Source organism: Pseudomonas sp. P8_229 (genome assembly GCF_034008635.1).
GTDB lineage: Bacteria > Pseudomonadota > Gammaproteobacteria > Pseudomonadales > Pseudomonadaceae > Aquipseudomonas.
In genome coordinates this window covers 5228735-5245137 of record NZ_CP125378.1, presented here as the reverse complement: position 1 = coordinate 5245137, position 16403 = coordinate 5228735, and the positions used below count along the sequence as shown (strand labels likewise).

The following is a 16403-nucleotide window of genomic DNA, read 5'->3' as shown; positions in this document are numbered from 1 at the left end:
GCAAAAACGTATTAATGCGTGCTAATTCTTTCCTTTGAATCAGACTCACGTTTTTCGTCCTTGGAAACTATCTCCGGAGCCACATCCGGCAAGGGCTCCGGCGCGTATTGCAGCGCAATTTGCAGGACCTCGTCAATCCATTTAACCGGTTTAATCTGCAGATCCTGCTTGATATTGTCAGGAATCTCCTTCAGATCGCGCACGTTCTCTTCCGGAATAATCACAATCTTGATTCCGCCGCGGTGGGCCGCGAGCAGTTTTTCCTTCAGACCACCAATCGCCAGCACCTGACCCCGCAGGGTGATCTCACCAGTCATGGCGACATCGGCGCGCACCGGGATCCCGGTCAATGCCGAAACCAATGCCGTGCACATGCCTACACCAGCACTAGGGCCGTCTTTGGGCGTTGCCCCTTCCGGCATGTGGATGTGCGTGTCGCGCTTCTCGTGGAAGTCCAGGGGAATACCCAGGCTCTTCGCGCGGCTGCGCACCACGGTCAGGGCGGCAGTGATCGATTCGACCATTACATCACCCAGCGAACCGGTCTTGATCAACTGGCCTTTACCCGGCACCACAGCAGCTTCGATAGTCAGCAATTCACCGCCAACCTGCGTCCAGGCCAGGCCAGTCACCTGCCCAATCTGATCCTGTTGCTCGGCCAGGCCGTAGCGGAACTTGCGCACACCGAGGAAGTGTTCCAGCAAATCAGCTGTCACTTTCACCGAGAAGCGTTTTTCCAGCGCGTGCTCTTTCACAGCTTTGCGGCAGACCTTGGCGATCTGACGTTCGAGGCCACGCACACCGGCTTCACGGGTGTAGTAACGGATGATGTCGCGGATCGCTTCCGCGTCGAATTCCAGTTCGCCCTTCTTCAGACCATTAGCTGCGATCTGTTTTGGCGAGAGGTATTTGACGGCAATGTTGATCTTTTCGTCTTCGGTGTAGCCTGGCAGGCGAATGACTTCCATCCGGTCCAGCAGTGCCGGCGGGATGTTCATCGAGTTCGAGGTGCACAGAAACATCACATCGGACAGGTCGTAATCGACTTCCAGATAGTGATCGTTGAAGTTGTGGTTCTGCTCCGGATCGAGCACTTCCAGCAACGCCGACGCCGGGTCGCCACGCATGTCGCTGCCCATTTTGTCGATTTCATCAAGCAGGAACAGTGGGTTGCGTACGCCCACTTTTGTCATCTTTTGAATCAATCTTCCCGGCATCGAACCGATGTAGGTTCGGCGGTGACCACGAATTTCCGCCTCGTCACGCACACCACCGAGGGCCATACGCACGAATTTACGGTTGGTGGCATGGGCGATCGACTCCGCCAGCGAGGTTTTACCCACGCCAGGAGGACCGACCAGGCACAACACCGGCCCACGGATCTTCTTCACGCGCTTCTGCACGGCGAGGTACTCAAGGATGCGCTCCTTGACCTCTTCGAGGCCGTAGTGATCGGCATCGAGAATATCCTCAGCACGCGCCAGGTCGAGGCGTACCTTGCTTTGTGCCTTCCACGGCACCTGCACCAGCCAGTCGATGTAGGAGCGCACCACGGTGGCTTCAGCGGACATCGGCGACATTTGCTTGAGCTTGTTCAGCTCGGCGGTGGCCTTGGCCAGAGCATCTTTCGGCAAGCCGGCAGCATCGATGCGCTTTTTCAGCTCTTCGATTTCGTTGTGACCTTCATCACCGTCGCCCAGCTCCTTCTGAATGGCCTTCATCTGCTCATTCAGGTAGTACTCGCGCTGGCTGCGCTCCATTTGCTTTTTGACGCGGCCGCGAATGCGTTTTTCAACTTGCAGCAGATCGATCTCGGCATCCAGCAAGGCGAGCACATGCTCGACCCGGGCCGACAGATCGATGATTTCGAGGATTTCCTGCTTCTGTTCGATTTTCAGCGCCATGTGCGCGGCCATGGTGTCGACCAGGCGCCCAGGCTCATCGATGCTGTTGAGCGACGACAGGACTTCAGCCGGGACTTTCTTGCCCAACTGTACATATTGTTCGAACTGCGACAGCAGGCTGCGCACGAAAACTTCCGACTCGCGCTCGGCGGCGTCGACTTCGTCGATCAGCGAGACCTCGGCGCGGCAATGCCCGTCGACTTCGCTGAAGCGCTCTACAGCGCCCCGCTGCTCACCTTCGACCAGAACCTTGACGGTGCCATCCGGCAGCTTCAACAGCTGCAGCACAGTGGCGATGGTACCTACGCGATAGAGAGCGTCTTCACCGGGATCATCATCAGCCGGGTTTCTCTGGGCCAGCAGCAGGATCTGCTTGTCACCCGTCATCGCAGCCTCGAGGGCTTCGATGGATTTCTCGCGCCCCACGAACAGCGGGATAACCATGTGCGGATAAACCACGACATCACGCAATGGCAGGAGAGGCAATTCGATGGTTGTCTTCATGATTTCGCCTCTACGGCGGCCATATGGCCGTAATCAGATGGAATTAAGCTTGAAACCAAGATGGGGGCTGCCTTGAAAAAAAACAAGCGCAAAGCGGATGTAAAAAACGACATAAAAAAAAAGAGGCCCGAAGGCCCCTTCTTTGTTTCGACAGAGTGGACGCTTACGCGTCCGGCGCTGCCTTGGCCGTCGGCTCACTGTTTTCGTAGATATACAGTGGCTTGGACTTGCCTTCGATCACGCTTTCATCGATGACGACTTTGCTCACCTCGGACTGCGAGGGGATTTCGTACATCGTGTCGAGCAACACACCTTCGAGAATCGAACGCAGACCACGGGCACCGGTTTTACGCTCCAGGGCACGCTTGGCGACCGATTTCAGTGCGTCGGTCCGGAACTCCAGATCCACGCCTTCCATCTCGAACAGCTTGGCATACTGCTTGGTCAGAGCATTTTTCGGCTCGGTGAGGATCTGCATCAGCGCAGCCTCATCAAGCTCGTCCAGCGTCGCGAGGACCGGCAGACGACCGACGAATTCCGGGATCAGACCGAACTTGACCAGATCGTCAGGCTCGACTTCACGCAGGGATTCACCGACTTTCTTGCCCTCTTCCTTGCTGCGCACTTCTGCGTTGAAACCGATGCCGCCCTTGGTGGAACGGTTTTGAATAACCTTTTCCAGACCGGAGAACGCACCACCGCAGATGAACAGGATGTTACGGGTGTCGACCTGCAGGAATTCCTGCTGCGGATGCTTGCGGCCACCTTGCGGTGGAACGGAAGCGACCGTGCCTTCGATCAACTTGAGCAAGGCCTGCTGCACGCCTTCACCGGAAACATCGCGGGTGATCGACGGGTTGTCGGACTTGCGGGAAATCTTGTCGATTTCGTCGATATAGACAATGCCCATCTGGGCTTTTTCCACGTCGTAATCGCACTTTTGCAGCAATTTCTGAATGATGTTCTCGACATCCTCACCTACGTAACCGGCCTCGGTGAGGGTGGTTGCGTCGGCGATGGTGAACGGAACGTTCAGCAGGCGGGCCAGTGTTTCGGCCAGCAGGGTCTTACCCGAGCCTGTCGGGCCGATCAGCAGGATGTTGCTCTTGCCGAGTTCGACGTCGTCAGCCTTTTTGTCACGCTGGTTCAGACGCTTGTAGTGGTTGTACACCGCTACGGCCAGAACCTTTTTCGCACGTTCCTGACCGATTACATACTGGTCAAGGATGCCGCTGATTTCTTTAGGCGAAGGCAATTTATGCGCGCTGCTTTCGGCCTGTGCTTCCTGCACCTCCTCGCGGATGATGTCATTGCACAGGTCGACGCACTCGTCGCAGATAAAGACCGAGGGGCCGGCAATCAATTTGCGCACTTCATGCTGGCTTTTGCCACAGAAGGAGCAATAGAGCAGCTTGCCGTTGTCCTCGCCGTTGCGGGTGTCAGTCATTCGTTCGATCCAAATCCGATAGGCTTGCAACACAAGATGAAGGCTATTGCGGGCTTTTTCAAGCCCGCTGGTGGTCGGACCTGCCGACCAACCTTATTTTGAGCTGCTTATTTTACGCGGGACGCTGGCTGATGACTTCGTCGATCAGGCCGTATTCCTTCGCAGCTTCTGCACTCATGAAGTTGTCGCGGTTGGTGTCACGCTCGATTTCTTCAAGCGTACGACCGCTGTGCTTGGCCATCAGCGTGTTGAGACGCTCGCGAATGAAGAGGATTTCCTTGGCATGGATTTCAATGTCCGACGCCTGGCCCTGGAAACCGCCCAGTGGCTGGTGAATCATCACGCGCGAGTTCGGCAGGCAGAAACGCTTGCCGGGAGCACCGGCCGTCAGCAGGAATGCACCCATGCTGCACGCCTGACCAATGCAGGTTGTCGATACGTTTGGCTTGATGAACTGCATGGTGTCGTAGATCGACATACCCGCTGTCACCGAACCGCCCGGGGAGTTGATGTAAAGATGGATGTCCTTGTCCGGGTTTTCCGCTTCAAGGAACAGCAATTGCGCACAGATCAGGTTGGCCATGTAGTCCTCTACAGGACCCACCAGAAAAATTACGCGCTCCTTCAGAAGGCGCGAGTAGATGTCATAGGCGCGCTCGCCACGAGCAGATTGCTCGACAACCATCGGGACCAGGCCGCCTGCGGCCTGGATATCAGAGTTCTGCTGAATATACGAATTACGGAACATGCTCTGCAGTCACTCCCAAATAGTTATGTCTTGAATACGCATAAGCCAGCTCGAAGGCTGGCTTATGTGTGTACTTCTTAACGCAAAAACAATCAGTCGGCTTTTGGAGCTTCTACCGGCTTGACCGCTTCTTCGTAAGAGACCGATTTGTCGGTCACGCTAGCTTTCTGCAGAACAGTATCCACAACTTGTTCTTCCAGCACAACCGAACGAACTTCGTTCAGTTGCTGCTCGTTCTTGTAGTACCAGGACACGACCTGCTCAGGCTCTTGGTAAGCCGAAGCCATTTCCTGAATCATTTCACGAACGCGGGCGTCGTCAGGCTTCAGGTCGAATTGCTTGACCACTTCAGCCACGATCAGACCCAGCACTACACGGCGCTTGGCTTGTTCTTCGAACAGCTCGGCCGGCAGCTGGTCAGGCTTGATGTTGCCACCGAACTGCTGAACAGCCTGCACGCGCAGACGGTCAACTTCGTTGGACAGCAGAGCCTTTGGCACTTCGATCGGGTTGGTGGCCAGCAGACCGTCCATTACCTGATTCTTGACCTTGGACTTGATGGCCTGACGCAGTTCACGCTCCATGTTCTTGCGAACTTCGGTGCGGAAGCCTTCCAGACCGGTTTCCTTGATGCCGAATTGAGCGAAGAACTCTTCGTTCAGCTCAGGCAGTTTTGGCTCGGAAACGGTGTTTACAGTCACGGTGAACTCGGCGGTTTTGCCAGCCAGGTCCAGGTTCTGATAGTCCTCTGGGAAGGTCAGGTTCAGAACGCGCTCTTCGCCCGCTTTAGCGCCAACCAGGCCTTCTTCGAAGCCCGGAATCATGCGACCGGAACCCAGCACCAGCTGAGTACCCTTGGCGGAGCCGCCAGCGAATGCTTCGCCGTCAACCTTGCCAACGAAATCGATGTTCAACTGGTCTTCGTTCTGAGCAGCGCGATCGGCCACTTCGAAACGGGTGTTCTGCTTGCGCAGGACGTCCAGCATTTTGTCCAGATCAGCGTCAGCCACGTCAGCGCTCAGGCGCTCGACAGTAATGCCGTCGAAACCAGCAACAGTGAACTCAGGGAACACTTCGAATACGGCTACGTATTCCAGGTCCTTGCCTGCTTCCAGCGACTTAGGCTCGATCGAAGGCGAACCGGCAGGGTTCAGCTTCTGCTCAACCACAGCTTCGTAGAAGGAGGACTGAATGACATCACCAACAGCTTCCTGACGAGCGTCAGCACCGAAACGGCGCTTGATTTCGCTCATTGGCACTTTGCCTGGACGGAAGCCAGCAATCTTGGCCTTTTGGGCAGTCTGCTGCAGACGCTTGTTGACCTGGCTCTCAATGCGCTCAGCCGGCACGGTGACGCTCATGCGGCGCTCAAGAGCAGTAGTATTTTCAACAGAAACTTGCATGGATATTCCTCGTTGCACAGACGTTAGCCGGCCGTTTCCGACCCCAGAATCAAGGGCATGCATTCTAGTGGGTCAAACTCAAGAAGTCACCCTACTGAAAACGGGTAAAAAAACAGCAGGCCATTTATAGGTGTGAATGCAGCAATGCACTCCACCCCGAAGACGAATAAGGACCATCACGCCAGGGCTCTGCTTCAACCGCTTCTATATATAGAAGCAACTGCGAGCCATCTCCCTGACAGCCGATCCCGTGAACATGGCCGGCGGTCGGCACGACAGTCTCAGCTCACGAGCACGACGAAACGCCCCGCCCTTGCGACCCGAAACCTGCGCGACCAAACCACAAGCCGTAAAACAAAAAAGGCGCCAGACTGTTAAATCTGGCGCCTTTCGAAATATGGGGTGGACGATGGGGATCGAACCCACGACAACGGGAGTCACAATCCCGTGCTCTACCAACTGAGCTACGCCCACCATATTGCAGTGCAAACAAGCCTTTCGACTTTTTTGCTGAACCTCACCAGGCCTGCGGCATGAATGAAGCTTTAATTGGTGCGGATGAAGAGACTCGAACTCTTACGCCTCGCGGCGCTGGAACCTAAATCCAGTGTGTCTACCAATTCCACCACATCCGCAGATGAAGCTTTTAAAGCAAAGGCGCCAGACTGTTACATCTGGCGCCTTTCGAAATATGGGGTGGACGATGGGGATCGAACCCACGACAACGGGAGTCACAATCCCGTGCTCTACCAACTGAGCTACGCCCACCATATCGCGTTACTTGTGCCAAAGCTGCCTAATGGCGCACCCGGCAGGACTCGAACCTGCGACCATCCGCTTAGAAGGCGGATGCTCTATCCAGCTGAGCTACGGGCGCCTTATTAATCTGTACCCTTGAAGGACTACAAACTAAATGCTTTCCAGCCTTGCAGAACCGTAATTCCGCTCGACCTTCCTAACCAGTGCTAGGCTGTGCCCGACAAGTGCGACGAATAGTATAGAGCGCTCCCAAGGTCGTCAAATCCTTTTTGAAAAAAATTCATTTAATTAAAGGAGTTAGGGGAATTTGCTGACCAAGCGCCTTTGCCCTCACCGCTCGACATGCGAGAATGCGTTCTCTTTTTTTCCCCTCTCGATGGTTAATCACGCGCAATGACTGCACAACTAATCGACGGCAAATCGATCGCCGCCAGCCTGCGCCAGCAGATCGCCAAACGAGTTGCCGAGCGTCGCCAGCACGGCCTGCGCACTCCCGGCCTCGCGGTGATCCTGGTCGGCAGCGATCCTGCCTCTCAGGTTTATGTCTCGCACAAGCGTAAAGACTGTGAAGAGGTCGGCTTCCTCTCTCAAGCCTACGACCTGCCTTGCGAAACCACTCAAGAAGCGCTGACCGATCTGATCGATCGCCTCAACGACGACCCGGCCATCGACGGCGTGCTGCTGCAACTGCCGCTGCCCGAGCACCTGGACGCTTCCAAACTGCTGGAACGCATCCGCCCGGACAAAGACGTCGACGGCTTCCATCCTTATAACGTCGGTCGCCTGGCCCAGCGCATCCCGCTGCTTCGCCCATGCACCCCGAAAGGCATCATGACCTTGCTGGAAAGCACGGGTGTGGACCTTTATGGTCTGGACGCGGTGGTGGTTGGCGCATCCAACATCGTCGGGCGTCCGATGGCGATGGAGCTGCTGCTGGCCGGTTGCACCGTGACCGTCACGCATCGTTTCACCAAGGATCTGGCCGGCCACGTCGGTCGTGCAGATCTGGTGGTCGTAGCTGCCGGCAAACCAGGCCTGGTCAAGGGCGAGTGGATCAAGGAAGGCGCGATCGTGATCGACGTCGGCATCAACCGTCAGGACGATGGCAAGCTGGTCGGTGACGTGGTGTACGAAACCGCCCTGCCCCGTGCCGGCTGGATCACTCCGGTTCCGGGTGGCGTCGGTCCGATGACCCGTGCCTGCCTGCTGGAAAACACCCTCTACGCGGCAGAAACCCTGCACGCCTGAGGCGTTTTTCCCCAATAAAAGAACCCCGCCCTGTGCGGGGTTTTTTGTATCCGAGAAAAAACACTAACCGTTCGCCGGAAACCCCTCTTTTTACAGGCGTTTTCACGAGATTTTCAGGTCATTCAAACAACCATCGACAGAACTTCAGCCATACTCCTAGAATGCGACGTTTTTAAGAAACAACCCGTTACAAACTAACGGAATATCCAACCTTTATGAGTTCGCCCGCGTGAAAATTCGTCTTTCGATCCTGAGCCTGGTTTTTGCTGTTTCAGGCACATTCGTCACGCCAACTGTCAACGCCGCTGAAACCACCGCTGCGCCACGTGATGCTTCGCAACTGAAAATCGCCTCCGGCAGCGCCCTGCTTATGGATTTGCAGACCAATAAAGTCATCTATTCGAGCAACCCCGACGTGATCGTGCCGATCGCCTCGGTGAGCAAGCTGATGACTGGACTGGTCGTGGTTGAAGCGCACCAGAACATGGACGAATGGATCGACGTCGACATCAGTCACACGCCAGAAATGAAAGGTGTGTTTTCCCGGGTCAAGCTTCGCAGCGAACTACCGCGCCGAGAGATGCTGCTGATCGCCCTGATGTCCTCGGAAAACCGCGCTGCCGCCAGCCTGGCCCATCACTATCCGGGCGGCTACGCAGCCTTTATCGCAGCGATGAACGCCAAGGCCAAGGCGCTGGGCATGACCAACACGCACTACGTTGAGCCAACGGGCCTGTCCGAGCGTAACGTCTCCACCGCCCGCGACCTGAGCAAGTTGTTGGTGGCCGCGAGCAAGCACCCCATCCTCAGTGAGCTGACCACCACCAAGGAAAAAACCGTGTCGTTCCGTAAACCCAACTACACACTGGGTTTCCGCAATACCGATCACCTGGTGAACAAGGCCGACTGGGACATCAAGATCACCAAAACCGGCTTTACCAATCCGGCCGGGCATTGCCTGGTATTGGTCACAAAGATGGGCAACCGCCCAGTCGCCCTGGTGATTCTCGACGCGTTCGGCAAGTACACCCATTTCGCTGATGCGAGTCGCATCCGCAGTTGGATGGAAACCGGCCGGAGCGCCAGCGTCCCGGCGGTCGCGCAACAATACAAGGCCGAGAAAAACCTGAAGAGTCGCCAGAGCGGCGTGGTCGAAGCGTCCAAGTAATTCGCGCAGCAATAAAAAGCCCCGATATTTCGGGGCTTTTTATTGCCTGTGAATCAGTCATTGGGCAGCGGCATCTGCTCATCATCGGGAATGCCATCACCGGCACTCGGGTCACGATGATGCTCAGGCGTCACCACATAGGGTCGGGCGAGCGGATCACGCAGCGGGCTGTCCGGATCCAGCACCGGATCCACCTCTTCTTCGGGCGTGGTCGGCACAGTGTCCGGATGTTTATCGTCGAAGCTGGAATCGGTACTCATACGCACCTCACTTCAAGGTTTCAGATCGGCCAACGGGTCATAAGGCTTGGCCGGGCGCTTGCTGTCTTCACCGGGCTGTACGTCTTTCGGTGCCTTGGCGGGGCCTACCGGGTCAACCTGGGGGTCATCGAGGTCCGGCGAATCCGGATCGAAGTCCAGCTCATGACCCGAGGAATGCTCGCTCGAGTGCGGGCCTTGGGGGGATGGGGAATCTGCCATGCTCGCCTCCTGATTCAACCGCAAAGAAGGTTGTTTCCTTTAAGAGGCTTGCCGGGCCCAGTGGTGCCCGGCAAATGACGAACGGAACTCAGTGCGCCGCGAGGGCCTTCTTCGCTTGCGCCGCTTCACGCTCCTGACCGGCCTGTGCCAATTCGTCAGCAGCCTTGAGCCAGCGCTGGCGATCAACCTCGGCGGGAATCTGCGACGGTTTCTGGATCAACACGGCCCAGCCACCTGATTTTTCGAATGCCGATTCAAAGGCGCTGAAACTCATCAACTCACGATGGTTCATGCCAGCGCGCAACAGCACTTTCTGCTTGCGCCGGTCGTAACCGGAAAGAATCGCGTAACGTGGTTCAGCCCAAAACGCCGAGCCTTCGCTGAAACGCACCATCACCGGATAACCGGCCGCGACCTGGGTCAGCAAGGCCGGCAAGTTGCTGTCCAGCGGATAGACCACCATGCCGTATTCGCGGGCAAGGTTCTGCAGGTTCTGCTGCAACTGATCCTGTGCACCTGGCAGATGCAACGGTTTTTCGAGCAGGCCCGGCGTGATCATGACGCCCTGCTGCGACAACAGGCTGGCCAGCACTTGCGGGCCACTCTGGTTGGCTTCACCCCGATAGAAGGTGCCGCTGAGTTCGACCCGCTCCGGCAGGCGCTTGACCTGCGGCGCCACACTGCCCGCACACCCCGCCAACACGGCCGCGCAACCGGCCACCAGCAATGCCCCTCGCAATCGAGTCAATACCTGCACCATCGTCACTCTCTGATCAGACGCCGGTCATCGTGTTCCGGCAACGCCTGCGATCATAGGACGGCGCACGCCTGCGGTATAGCCTTAAACCACAGACCCATCGATTACATAGAGCGAACTGATTGGTCATCACCGACCTTTGGTCAATAGTCTGAAACACCTCATTGACTAGACTGTCACTGAAACAGAGCGAATTGAAAAAGTGTGCGCCCGACGCAGGGCAAAGAGGAGGCACTGATGAGCCTGACCATGACCATCGTGATGTTGATAGCCGGCTGGCTGGCCGTTGCCGCCGCCATGCTGTGGGGCGTGCTGCGCATTGCCCGGCGCCACCATCACCCGCTGCCGCCTGCCGCGGTCGAGAAACCGCAAAAACACAGCGCAGGCCACGCGACCGCGCACTGAAACCGCAAATGCTCCAGCCACAAAAAAGCCCCTGAACGCCAAGCGTTCAAGGGGCTTTTGGCTTTACGGTGCTTACGCGTGCTCAGTCAGCTTCTTCTGCTTCGCCCGGCGCGACATCATGTTCAGCACTTCAATCGCTGCCGAGAAAGCCATGGCCGCGTACACATAACCTTTCGGTACGTGGGCGCCGAAGCCTTCGGCGATCAGCGTCATGCCGATCATGATCAGGAAGCCCAGGGCCAGCATCACCACCGTCGGGTTGTCGTTGATGAACCTGGCCAGAGGCTCGGCCGCAAACAGCATCACCATTACCGATACCACCACCGCGATCACCATGATCGGCAAGTGCTCAGTCATGCCCACTGCGGTAATGATGCTGTCGATGGAGAACACCATGTCCAGCATCAGGATCTGACCGATGGCGGCAGCAAAGCCCAGCGTCACAGTCGATGTTGCGCTTTTCGGGTCTTCCGGCGCCGGGTCCATGCTGTGATGGATCTCGGTCGTGGCTTTCCACACCAGGAACAGACCACCGGCAATCAGGATCATGTCCTTCCAGGAGAACGCCTGGCCCATGATTTCGAGCACAGGTTCGGTCAACTGCACGATGAAGGCGATGGTGCTCAACAGGGCCAGACGCAGGATCAGCGCCATGCCGATACCGATGCGACGGGCTTTCTGCCGGTGCTGCACAGGCAGTTTGTTGGTCAGGATCGAAATAAAGATCAGGTTATCGATGCCGAGCACGATCTCCATCACCACCAGTGTGGCCAAAGCAACCCAGGCGGCGGGGCTGGCGGCGAGTTCTAACAGATATTCCATGGGTCAGTCCTGACTCTTTGTAAGACGGTTTAGATGGTCTTGGAGGAAGATTCGGATATTTCCTCGTCTTTTTTCGGTGCTGCTTTTTTCTCGATCAGGCCGCCGGTGGCGTCACTGAGCGCTTGCTCAGCGGCTTTGTGCGTATCGTCGATCGCCTGCTTGGCGCTTTCCGCCGCCTTGCCCATCAACTGCTGAGCGCTTTTCTCGGCCTGGTCGCAACCGGCCATAAGCAGTAAAGACGTAAACATCAGTGCTGGAATTGTGTATTTCATGAGGTTTCCTTCGAATGAACAGACCGGGTCACAGACCACACGTCGATGGCTGGGCATTCTAGGGAGACAAACACTTCAGGAAAATTCGTATTTTTAGCGGCTATACTTCGATTTTTACGAATCCAGAATTCTCCCCGCAGAGGCCATTGCGCGATGCTCAATTACCGACAACTGCATTACTTCTGGGTGGTCGCCAAGACCGGCAGCATCGTGCGCGCCTGCGAACAGCTGAACCTGACGCCGCAGACCATCAGCGGGCAGATTTCGCTGCTCGAACAAACCTATGGCATCGAATTGTTTCAACGGGTCGGCCGCCAACTGGAACTGACCGAAGCCGGGCGCCAGGCCCTGCCCTACGCCGAGCAGATGTTCCAGTTAGGCGGTGAGCTGGAGTTGATGCTGCGTGCCCAGCCCAACGAACAGCAGATCCTGTTCCGCGTCGGCGTGGCGGATGTGGTGCCCAAATCCATCGTCTATCGCCTGATCGCGCCGACCATGGAGCTCAACGAGCCGCTGCGCATCACCTGCCGCGAAGACAAACTCGAACGTTTGCTGGCGGACCTGGCGATCCAGCGTCTGGACCTGGTGATCTCCGACAGCCCCATGCCCTCGCACCTCGACATCAAGGGCTACAGCCAGAAGCTTGGGGAATGCGGGATCAGTTTCTTCGCCACCGCGCAGTTGGCGGCGCAATACGGGCAGGACTTCCCGCGCAGTCTCAATGGCGCACCGTTGTTGATTCCCGGCGCCGAAACCGTAGTGCGCAGCCGTTTGCAGCGCTGGTTCGCCGAGCAGCAGATTCAGCCGCAAATCGTTGGGGAATTCGATGACAGCGCCCTGATGCAGGCCTTCGGCCAATCGGGCAGCGGAATTTTCATCGGCCCGAGCGTGATTGCCGATGAGGTCAAACGCCAGTACGGCGTCGAGGTGATTGGCCAGACCGACGCGGTGACCGAGTCGTTCTATGCCATTTCGGTGGAGCGCAAGGTCAAGCACCCCGGCATCGTTGCGATTACCGAAGGTGCCCGACGCGAACTGTTTACTGCGTTATGACGCTTCGGCGCACATTTCGCGCGGCTTGAGCGTCATCAACACCATGGCGAGGAACACCGACAACAGGATGAAGCCGGCGGCGGCAAAGCCCAGGAAGCCCAGACCTGCACTGTCGATGACCCGGCCACCGACGATGGCGCCCAGGCCGATCCCCAGATTGGCCCCGGCGATATTCAAGGAGGCGGCAAAGGCTGGTGCTTCTGGCGCCGCTTTCATCAGGCGCACATGGCTGACCAGAAACAACGCGGCCTGGGTCACGCCCCAGATCCCCATCGCCACCGACAACCCCAGCGGCGAATGAATGTTCGGCACCAGCGACACCATGCCGGCAATCATGAACGCACAGAACAGCACTGACGCGCCCAGCGGATGCCGGTCCACCGCACGACCGCCCAGCGAGTTGCCGATCAGCCCCACCGCACCGAAGGCCATCAGGCACCAACCAACCACAGTGCCGTTGAACCCGGCAAGGCGCTCAAGAATGTCGGCCAGATACGTGTAAGCGGTAAACATGCCGCTGAACACCAGAATCGACAGCACGATATGACCGATCATCAACGGGCTGCGCAGAATCTTGAACTGCGAGGCGAAGCTGACCTGATGCTGGTGCAGGCTGGTTTTCGGCAAGTAAACAAACAGCAGCAAGGCCTTGGCAAAGGCGATCACCGCCAGAATGCCAAAAGCACTGCGCCAACCGAACGCATCGGAAATCAGCGTGCCCACCGGAATGCCAAACACCGTGGCGCAGACGATGCCGAAGCCGATCTTGGCAATCGCGCGGCCGGCGTAGTCCGGGCCGACGATGTCCACCGCCGTTTCACTGGCCAGCGCCCAGAACACCGGCAGGCCGAGCGCAGGGATCAACCGGGCAATGGCCATCACCCAGATGTTCGGCGCCAGCGCCGCCACGGTGTTGGCCAGGCCGAACATGATCAGGATGGTGATGAACAGCTTGCGCCGCTCGAAGCGGGCGAAATACGCGGTCAAAAATGGACCGAACATCGCCACTGTGAAAGCGAATAGAGTCACCAGCAGACCGGCTTGCGGAATGGTCACCGCCAGGTCGCGGGCAATCGCCGGCAGCAGTCCGACAATGACGAACTCCGTGGTCAGCACCGTGAATCCGGCAGCGGACAACAGAAGGATGGGCAACAGCATGGGCAACTCCAGCAAAACGACGACACCAGCGATGACCGAAAGGCCCGCTGGCAACTATTAAAATGAGGATGGCGAATCTTAACAGAGTGTTTCAGCGCTGACTTGCACAAACCTGCCGACTTGCCGATCAATCGGGTGGCAGATCGTCACAGGCCTGAAGGATAACGCCTACCCTGTGATAAAGTCCGCGCCCCGAAAAACGTACACCCTGATCAACGACCGGTTTAATGGCGTTGATGTCGCGTCAGCCCTTTCGGTTCGTGCCAGTGGCCTGCCCCCGATGTTGTCGCTGGTTTCACGTAACTTGCACCCTATAAAAAACCAGAGATGCCGTTATGACCGCTTCATCCCCTTCTCTATTGCAACGCCTGAAAAACCTAAGCCTGGTCACGCAGATCCTGATCGGCCTGATTGCCGGCATAGCCCTGGCGCTGTTCGCCCCGGAAGTGGCGAAAGGCTCGGCGTTCATCGGTAAAGTGTTTGTCTCGGCGCTGAAAGCCGTGGCACCGATTCTGGTGTTCGTGCTGGTGATGGCCTCGATTGCCAACCACAAACACGGTCAGGAAACGCACATTCGACCGATCCTGTTCCTGTACCTGCTCGGCACCTTCGCGGCAGCCGTGGTCGCTGTTGTCGCCAGCATGGCCTTCCCCTCTCATCTGGTGCTGTCCACCGACAACGTGGCAGTCACCGCGCCGGGCGGCATCGCCGAGGTGCTGCAAAGCCTGCTGCTGAGCGTGGTCGATAATCCGGTCAGCGCGCTGATGAACGCCAACTTCATCGGCATTCTGGCCTGGGCGATCGGCATGGGCGTCGCCATTCGCCACGCCGGTGACACCACCCGCGAAGTGGTCGGTGACCTGTCCAACGGCGTGACGCTGATCGTACGTGTGGTGATTCGTTTCGCCCCGCTGGGCATCTTCGGTCTGGTGGCCTCGACCCTCGCGACTTCGGGCTTCGGCGCGCTGATCGGTTATGCGCACCTGCTGGCCGTGCTGCTGGGCTGCATGCTGTTCGTGGCGTTGGTGATGAACCCGCTGATCGTGTTCTGGAAACTGCGTCGCAATCCGTACCCGCTGACCCTCAAGTGCCTGCGCGAGAGCGGCATCACCGCATTCTTTACCCGCAGCTCGGCGGCGAACATTCCGGTCAACCTGGAACTGAGCAAGCGCCTGGGCCTGCACGAAGACACCTATTCGGTCTCGATCCCGCTCGGCGCGACCATCAACATGGCCGGCGCGGCAATCACCATCACCGTGCTGACCCTGGCCGCGGTGCACACGCTGGGCATTGCGGTGGACATTCCGACCGCGATCCTGCTCAGCCTCGTGGCCGCGATCTGCGCCTGTGGCGCCTCGGGCGTGGCCGGCGGTTCGCTGCTGCTGATCCCGCTGGCGTGCAGCCTGTTCGGCATCCCGAGCGAAATCGCCATGCAGGTGGTGGCGGTCGGCTTCATCATCGGCGTGTTGCAGGACTCGGCGGAAACCGCGCTGAACTCCTCCACTGACGTGCTGTTCACTGCAGCGGCATGCCTGGGTGAAGAGGCAAAAGCCCAACGCACCGCATAACCCCTGCAGGAATGAGCTTGCTCGCGATGGCGTCTGATCTGCAAACGTACCTTTGAATGACACACCGCTGTCGCGAGCAGGCTCACTCCTACAGAAAAGCAATAAAAAGCCCGCCAAGGCGCAAACCTTGGCGGGCTTTTTTGTTGCCAGGTGTTTTAGTACGCGCCCATGAAATCGCGTTTACCCACTTCAACACCGTTGTGACGCAGCAGCGCGTAGGTGGTGGTGACGTGGAAGAAGAACTGCGGCAGACCGTAGCTCAGCAGGTAAGCCTGGCCGCTGAAGCGCTTCTCTTTCGGGGTGCCCGGACGGGTAACGATCTCGATGCCTTCCTTGCCGTTGATCTGCTCAGGCTTGATCTCGCCGATGTAGGCCAGGACCTTGGCGATCAACGCTTGCAGCTCGGCGAAGGTGGTTTCGGTATCGTCATATTTCGGGATTTCGACTTCGGCCAGACGCGAGGAAACGCCCTTGGCGAAATCGACCGCGATCTGTACCTGACGCACCAGCGGGAACATGTCCGGGTACAGGCGCGCTTGCAGGAAGGCGTTCGGGTCGATGTTTTTCTCGGTGGCGTGGGCTTCAGCCTTTTTCAGGACATCGCTCAGGGCGTTGAGCATTTGTTGAAAAACCGGGACGGATGCGGCGTACAGGGAAATGGTCATGGCAGTCTCGTGTGGTGGCTGGGTGGAACGTGGAGGCGATTAT

The 16403-nt window shown here is 57.7% G+C and carries 16 protein-coding genes and 4 tRNA genes; 5 read left to right on the top strand and 15 right to left on the bottom strand.

Going from position 1 to position 16403, the window contains the following annotated elements; genetic code table 11:
• Nucleotides 1-11 precede the first annotated feature (11 nt).
• The 8 genes from lon to QMK55_RS23575 all read right to left on the bottom strand — a co-directional run bounded on the left by lon (nt 12) and on the right by QMK55_RS23575 (nt 6883).
• On the bottom strand, nt 12-2408 hold the full coding sequence (gene lon / locus QMK55_RS23610; protein WP_102355837.1) for an endopeptidase La: 2397 nt from the start codon (nt 2406-2408) through the stop codon (nt 12-14).
• A gap of 163 nt (nt 2409-2571) precedes the next feature.
• Nucleotides 2572-3855: an ATP-dependent Clp protease ATP-binding subunit ClpX gene (gene clpX / locus QMK55_RS23605; protein ID WP_003223632.1), complete on the bottom strand. Its 1284-nt coding sequence runs from the start codon at nt 3853-3855 to the stop codon at nt 2572-2574.
• Nucleotides 3856-3967: 112 nt separating this feature from the next.
• Nucleotides 3968-4603: an ATP-dependent Clp endopeptidase proteolytic subunit ClpP gene (gene clpP / locus QMK55_RS23600; RefSeq protein WP_003223631.1), complete on the bottom strand. Its 636-nt coding sequence runs from the start codon at nt 4601-4603 to the stop codon at nt 3968-3970.
• A gap of 92 nt (nt 4604-4695) precedes the next feature.
• The gene (gene tig / locus QMK55_RS23595; RefSeq protein WP_102355836.1) at nt 4696-6006 is read right to left on the bottom strand and encodes a trigger factor; all 1311 of its coding nucleotides are present in this window, start codon (nt 6004-6006) and stop codon (nt 4696-4698) included.
• Between the two features lie 398 nt (nt 6007-6404).
• A tRNA-His gene (locus QMK55_RS23590) sits at nt 6405-6480 on the bottom strand.
• 76 nt (nt 6481-6556) lie between these two features.
• Nucleotides 6557-6641, bottom strand: a tRNA-Leu gene (locus tag QMK55_RS23585).
• Between the two features lie 57 nt (nt 6642-6698).
• Nucleotides 6699-6774, bottom strand: a tRNA-His gene (locus QMK55_RS23580).
• 32 nt (nt 6775-6806) lie between these two features.
• Nucleotides 6807-6883, bottom strand: a tRNA-Arg gene (locus QMK55_RS23575).
• A gap of 275 nt (nt 6884-7158) precedes the next feature.
• Here QMK55_RS23575 and folD point away from each other — a divergent pair.
• On the top strand, nt 7159-8013 hold the full coding sequence (gene folD / locus QMK55_RS23570) for a bifunctional methylenetetrahydrofolate dehydrogenase/methenyltetrahydrofolate cyclohydrolase FolD (RefSeq protein WP_320330067.1): 855 nt from the start codon (nt 7159-7161) through the stop codon (nt 8011-8013).
• A gap of 229 nt (nt 8014-8242) precedes the next feature.
• The gene (gene pbpG / locus QMK55_RS23565; protein ID WP_102355835.1) at nt 8243-9181 is read left to right on the top strand and encodes a D-alanyl-D-alanine endopeptidase; all 939 of its coding nucleotides are present in this window, start codon (nt 8243-8245) and stop codon (nt 9179-9181) included.
• A gap of 53 nt (nt 9182-9234) precedes the next feature.
• Here the strand turns inward: pbpG and QMK55_RS23560 are convergent, their stop codons facing one another.
• From QMK55_RS23560 to QMK55_RS23550, 3 genes are all read right to left on the bottom strand, one after another.
• The gene (locus QMK55_RS23560) at nt 9235-9441 is read right to left on the bottom strand and encodes a hypothetical protein (protein WP_102355834.1); all 207 of its coding nucleotides are present in this window, start codon (nt 9439-9441) and stop codon (nt 9235-9237) included.
• 12 nt (nt 9442-9453) lie between these two features.
• Nucleotides 9454-9660, bottom strand: a complete 207-nt coding sequence (locus QMK55_RS23555) for a DUF6021 family protein (protein WP_320330066.1) — start codon at nt 9658-9660, stop codon at nt 9454-9456.
• An 88-nt stretch (nt 9661-9748) separates the two neighbouring features.
• On the bottom strand, nt 9749-10420 hold the full coding sequence (locus QMK55_RS23550; protein ID WP_102355832.1) for a hypothetical protein: 672 nt from the start codon (nt 10418-10420) through the stop codon (nt 9749-9751).
• Nucleotides 10421-10654: 234 nt separating this feature from the next.
• Here QMK55_RS23550 and QMK55_RS23545 point away from each other — a divergent pair, with 234 nt between their 5' ends.
• Nucleotides 10655-10822, top strand: coding sequence for a hypothetical protein (locus QMK55_RS23545; protein ID WP_178082123.1), 168 nt, complete (start codon nt 10655-10657; stop codon nt 10820-10822).
• A gap of 72 nt (nt 10823-10894) precedes the next feature.
• Here the strand turns inward: QMK55_RS23545 and QMK55_RS23540 are convergent, their stop codons facing one another.
• Nucleotides 10895-11644, bottom strand: a complete 750-nt coding sequence (locus QMK55_RS23540; protein ID WP_102355831.1) for a TerC family protein — start codon at nt 11642-11644, stop codon at nt 10895-10897.
• 29 nt (nt 11645-11673) lie between these two features.
• Nucleotides 11674-11916, bottom strand: a complete 243-nt coding sequence (locus tag QMK55_RS23535; protein WP_320330065.1) for a hypothetical protein — start codon at nt 11914-11916, stop codon at nt 11674-11676.
• Nucleotides 11917-12069: 153 nt separating this feature from the next.
• Here QMK55_RS23535 and nhaR point away from each other — a divergent pair, with 153 nt between their 5' ends.
• On the top strand, nt 12070-12969 hold the full coding sequence (gene nhaR / locus QMK55_RS23530; RefSeq protein ID WP_064586920.1) for a transcriptional activator NhaR: 900 nt from the start codon (nt 12070-12072) through the stop codon (nt 12967-12969).
• Here nhaR and QMK55_RS23525 read toward each other — a convergent pair.
• Entirely contained in the window at nt 12964-14127 is a 1164-nt protein-coding gene (locus QMK55_RS23525; protein WP_320330064.1) for an MFS transporter, read from the bottom strand. The genes nhaR and QMK55_RS23525 overlap by 6 nt on opposite strands.
• A 335-nt stretch (nt 14128-14462) precedes the next feature.
• Between QMK55_RS23525 and sstT the strand changes: the two genes are divergently transcribed.
• Nucleotides 14463-15695, top strand: coding sequence for a serine/threonine transporter SstT (gene sstT, locus QMK55_RS23520; RefSeq protein ID WP_102355828.1), 1233 nt, complete (start codon nt 14463-14465; stop codon nt 15693-15695).
• A gap of 155 nt (nt 15696-15850) precedes the next feature.
• Here sstT and QMK55_RS23515 read toward each other — a convergent pair whose 3' ends face one another.
• Nucleotides 15851-16360, bottom strand: coding sequence for a DUF1993 family protein (locus QMK55_RS23515; protein ID WP_025108902.1), 510 nt, complete (start codon nt 16358-16360; stop codon nt 15851-15853).
• Between the last annotated feature and the right edge of the window lie 43 nt (nt 16361-16403).

Bases quoted from the DNA above. Each gene is read 5' to 3' on its own strand.
- lon (WP_102355837.1), bottom strand. From the start codon at position 2,408: ATGAAGACAACCATCGAATTGCCTCTCCTGCCATTGCGTGATGTCGTG.
- clpX (WP_003223632.1), bottom strand. From the start codon at position 3,855: ATGACTGACACCCGCAACGGCGAGGACAACGGCAAGCTGCTCTATTGC.
- clpP (WP_003223631.1), bottom strand. From the start codon at position 4,603: ATGTTCCGTAATTCGTATATTCAGCAGAACTCTGATATCCAGGCCGCA.
- tig (WP_102355836.1), bottom strand. From the start codon at position 6,006: ATGCAAGTTTCTGTTGAAAATACTACTGCTCTTGAGCGCCGCATGAGC.
- folD (WP_320330067.1), top strand. From the start codon at position 7,159: ATGACTGCACAACTAATCGACGGCAAATCGATCGCCGCCAGCCTGCGC.
- QMK55_RS23560 (WP_102355834.1), bottom strand. From the start codon at position 9,441: ATGAGTACCGATTCCAGCTTCGACGATAAACATCCGGACACTGTGCCG.
- QMK55_RS23555 (WP_320330066.1), bottom strand. From the start codon at position 9,660: ATGGCAGATTCCCCATCCCCCCAAGGCCCGCACTCGAGCGAGCATTCC.
- QMK55_RS23550 (WP_102355832.1), bottom strand. From the start codon at position 10,420: ATGGTGCAGGTATTGACTCGATTGCGAGGGGCATTGCTGGTGGCCGGT.
- QMK55_RS23545 (WP_178082123.1), top strand. From the start codon at position 10,655: ATGAGCCTGACCATGACCATCGTGATGTTGATAGCCGGCTGGCTGGCC.
- QMK55_RS23540 (WP_102355831.1), bottom strand. From the start codon at position 11,644: ATGGAATATCTGTTAGAACTCGCCGCCAGCCCCGCCGCCTGGGTTGCT.
- QMK55_RS23535 (WP_320330065.1), bottom strand. From the start codon at position 11,916: ATGAAATACACAATTCCAGCACTGATGTTTACGTCTTTACTGCTTATG.
- nhaR (WP_064586920.1), top strand. From the start codon at position 12,070: ATGCTCAATTACCGACAACTGCATTACTTCTGGGTGGTCGCCAAGACC.
- QMK55_RS23525 (WP_320330064.1), bottom strand. From the start codon at position 14,127: ATGCTGTTGCCCATCCTTCTGTTGTCCGCTGCCGGATTCACGGTGCTG.
- sstT (WP_102355828.1), top strand. From the start codon at position 14,463: ATGACCGCTTCATCCCCTTCTCTATTGCAACGCCTGAAAAACCTAAGC.
- QMK55_RS23515 (WP_025108902.1), bottom strand. From the start codon at position 16,360: ATGACCATTTCCCTGTACGCCGCATCCGTCCCGGTTTTTCAACAAATG.